This window comes from Bordetella sp. (assembly GCF_057362025.1).
This window is the reverse complement of sequence record NZ_JBMQQZ010000009.1, coordinates 1-6,097: the sequence shown is the minus strand read 5'-3', so window position 1 is coordinate 6,097 and position 6,097 is coordinate 1. Positions and strand designations below refer to the sequence as shown.

Below are 6,097 nucleotides of genomic sequence, written 5' to 3'. Positions count from 1 at the left end.
TGTTTGGAGTTATCCATGAAATTCAACGCCACTGCGCGTAGCGTCCAGGGTTCGAGTGCGAGCCGCCGCCTGCGCCGCGCGGGCCGGGTTCCCGCCATCGTTTACGGTGCGGGCAGCCAGCCCCTGAACATCGAGCTCGATCACAACGAGATCTACCACGCCCTGCGCAAGGAAGAGTTCCACTCCTCCATCCTCGATATGCAAGTCGAGGGCAGCAAGGCTGAACAGGTGCTGCTGCGCGCCGTCCAATGGCACGCCTATAAGCAGCAAGTGCTGCACGTCGACTTCCAGCGCGTGGATTCCAGCAAGATCCTGCACACCAAGGTGCCGCTGCACTTCATGAACGCCGAAGTGTCGCCGGCCGTGAAACTGAGCAGCGCGGTCATCACCCACGTGCTGAATGAAATCGAAGTGGCTTGCCTGCCGGGCGACCTGCCCCAGTTCATCGAAGTGGATCTGTCCAAGCTGCTGGGCGGTGCTTCGCTGCACCTGTCCGATATCCAGATGCCCAAGGGCGTGACCTACCTGACGCACGGCGGCGACGCCAACCCGGTGCTGGCCTCCGCGCTGGTCAAGGGCGGCGCCGCGGAAGGCGAAGCGGCGGAAGGCGACGAAGCCACCCCCGCGGCCTGATCGGCCCGACCCGTTACGGTGCGGCCCGTCCGGCGCACCGTGCCGCGATGTACTGCGAACCCCGCGTGTGCAATACCATACGCGGGGTTTTTCTTTTACGCTTGCGCCATGTCCACACCCATACGCTTGATCGTCGGCCTGGGAAATCCGGGTCCGGAATACGAAACCACACGCCACAACGCGGGCTTCTGGCTGGCCGATCATATCGCCGACGATCTGCGCGCGACCTTCGCGATGGAAAAGGGGTTCAGCGGTTTTGTCGCCAAGGCCCGGCATGGGGGCGAGAACGTCGTATTGCTCAAGCCCATGACCTATATGAACCGGTCCGGACAGTCGGTGGGCGCGTTGGCACGCTTCTATAAATTCACGCCGGAGCAGATCCTGGTCCTGCACGACGAACTGGATCTTGCGCCAGGGCAGGTCAAGCTCAAGCAGGGCGGTGGCCACGCCGGGCATAACGGCCTGCGCGACATCCAGGCCGCCCTGGGCAGCCCGGCGTTCTGGCGCTTGCGCATCGGCATCGGCCACCCGCGCACGCTCGGACTGGCGCAGCAGGTGGCGGACTTCGTGCTGCACCCGCCGCGCCGCGACGAGATGGCCGGCATCGAGGCGGTCATCGATCGCTGCCGGGCGGTGACGCCCCTGTTGCTGGACGGCGAATTCGTCCGGGCGACACAGCAACTGCATCGCGCGAACGAGGCCTGATCATGCCTGCGTCCCAGGGCGGTACGGTCCCGCGGCTGCGCGCCGATATCGCGGACTTCTGGCGCTTCCTGCGCCATCCCACGCTGCGGCGCCTGCCGCCACGCCGGCGCGGCTCCGGGCCACGCGCGGATTGGCTGCCGCCCGTCCCCTTGCGGCGCCTGCTGGCCTGGGTGGCCATGCTGTGGGCGATCAACCTGTTCGCCCTGGGGCCGCTGGCGGTGGCCGTCGCCACCCTGGGCGGCGCGCACCACAAGCTGGAGATGGGCGCGATTCCCTGGTTCACCGCGATCGTTTGGGCGCCGGTGGTCGAAGAAATGCTGTTCCGCTACAGCCTGCGCAGGCCTGCGCAGGCCTTGTGGGTGGTGCCGCTGATGATCCTGCCGCTGTTGCGCGGGCCGAATCCCTACACGGCGGTGATTGCCGTGCTGGTGCTGGGCCTTGTCGCATGGACCCACCGTCAGGGCGGCGCATCGCGGCGCGAATGGAATTGGGAATGGCGGCGGCGCTATGTGCGGTATTTCCCATGGATACTGCATTCGGCCGCGCTGGTCTTCGCCGGCATGCATTTGGGCAATTTCTACCTGAACCACACGCCTTTGTGGCTGATGCCGCTGCTGGTCCTGCCGCAGTGGCTGACCGGGCTGGTGCTGAGCTGGATGCGCACGCGGCGGGGGATAGGCGCGTCGATACTGATGCATGCCATGTTCAACGCCGGGCCGGTGCTGCTGGTGCTGGCATTGATGAAATGGGCGCCGGAAGTGGTGTCCTGATGTGAGAAGCGGGCGGATACGCGGCGACGGTTGTCGCGCCCGCGCCGCGGTCTAGTCCCGCTTGGCCAGCCAGCGCAGCGCGCCAAGCGCCGTTGCCCGGCCGCTGGCGATGCAGGCGGTCAGCAGATAGCCGCCGGTCGGCGCTTCCCAGTCCAGCATCTCGCCGGCGCAGAAAACGCCGGGTAGAGGCTTCAGCATGAAATTGTCGTCCAGGGCATCGAAGCGCACGCCGCCCGCCGTACTGATGGCCTTGTCCATGGGGCGCGTGGCGGTCAGCGCCAGGGGCAGCGCCTTGATCGTGCGCGCCAGTTGTCCGGCATCCAGCATGGCATCCCGCGACAGCGCTTCGCGCAGCAGCGCGGCCTTCACGCCTGCGATCCCCACACGGCTTTGCAGGTGCGACGATAGCGACCGCGCGCCCCGCGGATGGCTGACGTCGGCCAGCACGCGCTCGGCCGGCCGGTCCGGCAGCAGGTCCAGGGTAAGGATGGCCCGGCCTTCGCGTTCCAGCTGGCGGCGCAGCGCCGCCGACAGCGCATAGATCAGGCTGCCTTCGACACCGTGCCGGCCGACCACGAATTCCCCGCGGCGGCGCAGGGGCGTACCGTCGACATCGACGCAGCTGGCCACCACATTCTTGACCGGCTCGCCCGCGAACTTATCGCGGAAGAAATCGGACCATGCGATCTCGAAACCGCAGTTAGAGGGCTTCAGCGATTCCACCGCGACACCGCGCGCGGACAGCAGCGGCATCCATGCGCCGTCGGAGCCCAGCCGGGCCCAACTGCCTCCGCCCAATGCCAGGATGGCGGGCCGGGCTTCATGCGTGGTTTCGCCGCCGGGCGTGTCGAAACGCAGGCGCCCCGCCTCGTCCCAGCCCGTCCAGCGATGGCGCGCATGGGTAACGACGCCGTGCTCGCGCAGGCGGTGGACCCAGGCCCGCAGCAGCGGCGCGGCTTTCATCTCGCGCGGGAACACGCGCCCCGAGCTGCCGACGAATGTCTCGATGCCCAGCCCGGCTGCCCATTCGCGCAGCGCCTCGGGCGGGAACGCCCGCACCAATGGCGCGACTTCGGCTTGCCGATCGCCATAGCGCGACAGGAAGGGCGCCAGCGGCTCGCTGTGCGTCAGGTTCAGACCGCCCCGGCCGGCCATCAGGAACTTGCGCCCCAGCGAAGGCATGGCATCGAAAAGATCCACGCCCATGCCGGCGGCGGCAAGGACTTCGGCGGCGGCCAGCCCGGCGGGGCCGCCGCCGATCACGGCGATACGGGAAGAAGAGTGCGGCATGGCAGGCAGTGTAGTCCTTCCCGCTTGGCTGCCTGTAAGACGTTCTCGTGTATCGTGCGGGGCGCGTTTTATTACGGAGACAGCCAGAGCGGGATGCAGGGCACCAAGCCCCGCAATCGCGCCGGAATACGCTATGGATACGTTGAAATCACCCGCCGACACCCTGTTCATCCTGCTCGGCGCAATCATGGTGCTCGCGATGCACGCGGGCTTTGCCTTCCTCGAACTGGGAACGGTGCGTAAGAAGAACCAGGTCAATGCGCTGGTAAAGATCCTGGTCGATTTCGCGGTGTCGACCATCGCGTATTTCTTCATCGGCTACCAGATCGCCTACGGCGTGCAGTTCTTCACCGGCGCCGAGGCCCTGGCGGCGAAGAACGGCCACGAACTGGTTCGCTTTTTCTTCCTGCTGACCTTCGCCGCCGCCATCCCCGCGATCATCTCGGGCGGCATCGCCGAGCGCTCGCGCTTCAATCCCCAGCTGGCGGCCACGGCGCTGCTGGTCGGCCTGGTCTATCCCTTCCTGGAAGGCATCGTCTGGAACGGCCATCTGGGTTTGCAGCAATGGCTGGCGGACGCCGTCGGCGCGCCGTTCCACGACTTCGCGGGTTCGGTCGTGGTGCATGCCTTCGGCGGCTGGGTCGCGCTGGTCGCCGTGCTGCTGCTGGGCGCGCGGCGCGGACGCTACAAGGACGGCCGCATCGCCGCGCATCCGCCGTCGAACATCCCCTTCCTGGCGCTGGGCGCGTGGGTACTGACGGTGGGCTGGTTCGGCTTCAACGTCATGAGCGCGCAGACGCTGGACAAAATCAGCGGCCTGGTCGCGTTGAACTCATTGATGGCCATGGCCGGCGGCACCCTATCGGCCTGGATGGTCGGGCGCAACGACCCCGGCTTCACCTATAACGGCCCGCTGGCCGGCCTGGTGGCGGTGTGCGCGGGTTCGGACCTGATGCATCCGATAGGCGCGTTGGTCACGGGCGCGGTGGCCGGCGTGCTGTTCGTCTACATGTTCACCCGGGTACAGAACAAGTGGCGCATCGACGACGTGCTGGGGGTGTGGCCGCTGCACGGCCTGTGCGGCGCATGGGGCGGTATCGCGGTGGGGATATTCGGGCTGAAGGCCATGGGCGGGATGGGCGGTGTGTCCTTCGTCGCCCAGGTGGCCGGCACGCTGTTCGGCGTCGTCGTGGCGCTGGTGGGCGGGTTCGTCGTCTATGGGGCGATCCGCGCCACGGTGGGATTGAGGGTCAGCGCGGAAGCGGAGTTCAATGGCGCCGACCTGTCCATCCATCGGATCTCTTCCACGCCGGAGCGGGAGACGAATTGGTAGGTGGGCGGGCGGTACGGGGCGCGCAGGCCTTGCTTGTACGATCGCCCGATCCGCGTTCGACAGTGCGCGGCGCGCCAGCCGGTTCCCCTGCTGGATTCGCCAAACGGTTAAAATCGCCGTTTTCCTGGCCAACCGTGGGCAAAACCTGGGGATCTTCCCGGCTTTGCGCCATGTGCGTCAGCCCACACGACCGTGACGGCTTCCCGGCCGCGACGCGTCCGCCATGCCCTGCACGGGTGCGCGGACGCTTGATACTTTTATAGGTTCTCCATGGCTTTGCAATGCGGCATCGTCGGCCTGCCCAACGTCGGCAAATCGACCCTCTTCAACGCCCTGACGAAGGCCGGCATCCCGGCGGAAAACTATCCCTTCTGCACCATCGAGCCGAACGTCGGCGTGGTGGAAGTGCCGGATCCGCGTTTGCAGAAGCTGGCAGAGATCGTCTCGCCGGAACGCATCCTGCCGGCCACGGTGGAATTCGTCGACATCGCCGGCCTGGTCGCGGGCGCCAGCCAGGGCGAAGGGCTGGGCAACCAGTTTCTGTCGCACATCCGCGAAACGGACGCCATCGTCAATGTCGTGCGCTGCTTCGAGAACCCCAACGTGATCCACGTGGCGGGCAAGGTCGATCCCATCGCGGACATCGAGGTGATCGAAACCGAATTGGCCCTGGCGGACCTGCAGACCGCTGAAAAAGCCTTGCATCGCCACAACAAGACGGCGCGCTCCGGCGACAAGGATGCGCAGCGCCTGGTGGCCATCCTGGAAAAATGCATCGCCCAGCTGAACGAAGCCAAGCCCGTGCGCGGCCTGGATCTGACGCAGGAAGAGCGCGCGCTGATCGCGCCGATGTGCTTCATCACTTCCAAGCCGGCGATGTACGTGGGCAACGTCAACGACGACGGTTTCACCGATAACCCCTTGCTCGATCGACTGACCGAGTTCGCCAAGTCGCGCAACGCGCCCGTCGTAGCGATCTGCGCGGCCATCGAGTCGGAGATCGTCGACCTGCCCGACGAAGACCGCACCGCCTTCCTGGCCGACATGGGCATGGAAGAGCCCGGCCTGAATCGCCTGATCCGCGCGGCCTTCAAGCTGCTGGGCCTGCAAACCTACTTCACCGCCGGCGTGAAGGAAGTGCGCGCCTGGACCATCCCCATCGGCGCCACCGCCCCGCAGGCCGCGGGCGTCATCCACACGGATTTCGAGCGCGGTTTCATCCGCGCGCAGACGATTTCCTATGACGACTTCATTGCCTGCAAGGGCGAGCAGGGAGCCAAGGAAGCGGGCAAGATGCGCGCGGAAGGGAAAGAGTACGTGGTGCAGGATGGGGATGTGATGAACTTTTTGTTCAACGTCTGACGAT

At 66.4% G+C, this 6,097-nt stretch carries 6 protein-coding genes; 5 read left to right on the top strand and 1 reads right to left on the bottom strand.

The annotated features are described in order from the left end of the window. Positions 1-15 precede the first annotated feature (15 nt). From ACO1P8_RS03430 to ACO1P8_RS03420, 3 genes are all read left to right on the top strand, one after another. A complete protein-coding gene (locus tag ACO1P8_RS03430; protein ID WP_486294524.1) occupies positions 16-633 on the top strand; it encodes a 50S ribosomal protein L25/general stress protein Ctc in 618 nt (205 codons plus the stop codon). Positions 634-741: 108 nt separating this feature from the next. After that, positions 742-1,338: an aminoacyl-tRNA hydrolase gene (gene pth, locus ACO1P8_RS03425; RefSeq protein ID WP_486294523.1), complete on the top strand. Its 597-nt coding sequence runs from the start codon at positions 742-744 to the stop codon at positions 1,336-1,338. A 2-nt stretch (positions 1,339-1,340) separates the two neighbouring features. After that, a complete protein-coding gene (locus tag ACO1P8_RS03420) occupies positions 1,341-2,108 on the top strand; it encodes a CPBP family glutamic-type intramembrane protease (protein ID WP_486294522.1) in 768 nt (255 codons plus the stop codon). A gap of 51 nt (positions 2,109-2,159) precedes the next feature. Here the strand turns inward: ACO1P8_RS03420 and ACO1P8_RS03415 are convergent, their stop codons facing one another. Further along, positions 2,160-3,398 carry a TIGR03862 family flavoprotein gene (locus ACO1P8_RS03415; RefSeq protein WP_486294521.1) on the bottom strand — a complete coding sequence of 413 codons (1,239 nt, stop codon included), beginning with the start codon at positions 3,396-3,398 and terminating at the stop codon, positions 2,160-2,162. Positions 3,399-3,531: 133 nt separating this feature from the next. On the opposite strand from ACO1P8_RS03415, the gene ACO1P8_RS03410 reads away from it, so the two are divergent. Together ACO1P8_RS03410 and ychF are read left to right on the top strand one after the other, a co-directional pair. Then, on the top strand, positions 3,532-4,731 hold the full coding sequence (locus tag ACO1P8_RS03410) for an ammonium transporter (RefSeq protein WP_486294520.1): 1,200 nt from the start codon (positions 3,532-3,534) through the stop codon (positions 4,729-4,731). A gap of 270 nt (positions 4,732-5,001) precedes the next feature. After that, positions 5,002-6,093 (top strand): redox-regulated ATPase YchF, encoded by a 1,092-nt coding sequence (ychF, locus tag ACO1P8_RS03405; protein ID WP_486294519.1) that lies wholly within the window; start codon positions 5,002-5,004, stop codon positions 6,091-6,093. The last annotated feature ends 4 nt before the right edge of the window (positions 6,094-6,097 follow it).

What these genes read in the sequence shown, in the direction of transcription:
- ACO1P8_RS03430 (WP_486294524.1), top strand. Translation starts at nt 16, where the DNA reads ATGAAATTCAACGCCACTGCGCGTAGCGTCCAGGGTTCGAGTGCGAGC.
- pth (WP_486294523.1), top strand. Translation starts at nt 742, where the DNA reads ATGTCCACACCCATACGCTTGATCGTCGGCCTGGGAAATCCGGGTCCG.
- ACO1P8_RS03420 (WP_486294522.1), top strand. Translation starts at nt 1,341, where the DNA reads ATGCCTGCGTCCCAGGGCGGTACGGTCCCGCGGCTGCGCGCCGATATC.
- ACO1P8_RS03415 (WP_486294521.1), bottom strand. Translation starts at nt 3,398, where the DNA reads ATGCCGCACTCTTCTTCCCGTATCGCCGTGATCGGCGGCGGCCCCGCC.
- ACO1P8_RS03410 (WP_486294520.1), top strand. Translation starts at nt 3,532, where the DNA reads ATGGATACGTTGAAATCACCCGCCGACACCCTGTTCATCCTGCTCGGC.
- ychF (WP_486294519.1), top strand. Translation starts at nt 5,002, where the DNA reads ATGGCTTTGCAATGCGGCATCGTCGGCCTGCCCAACGTCGGCAAATCG.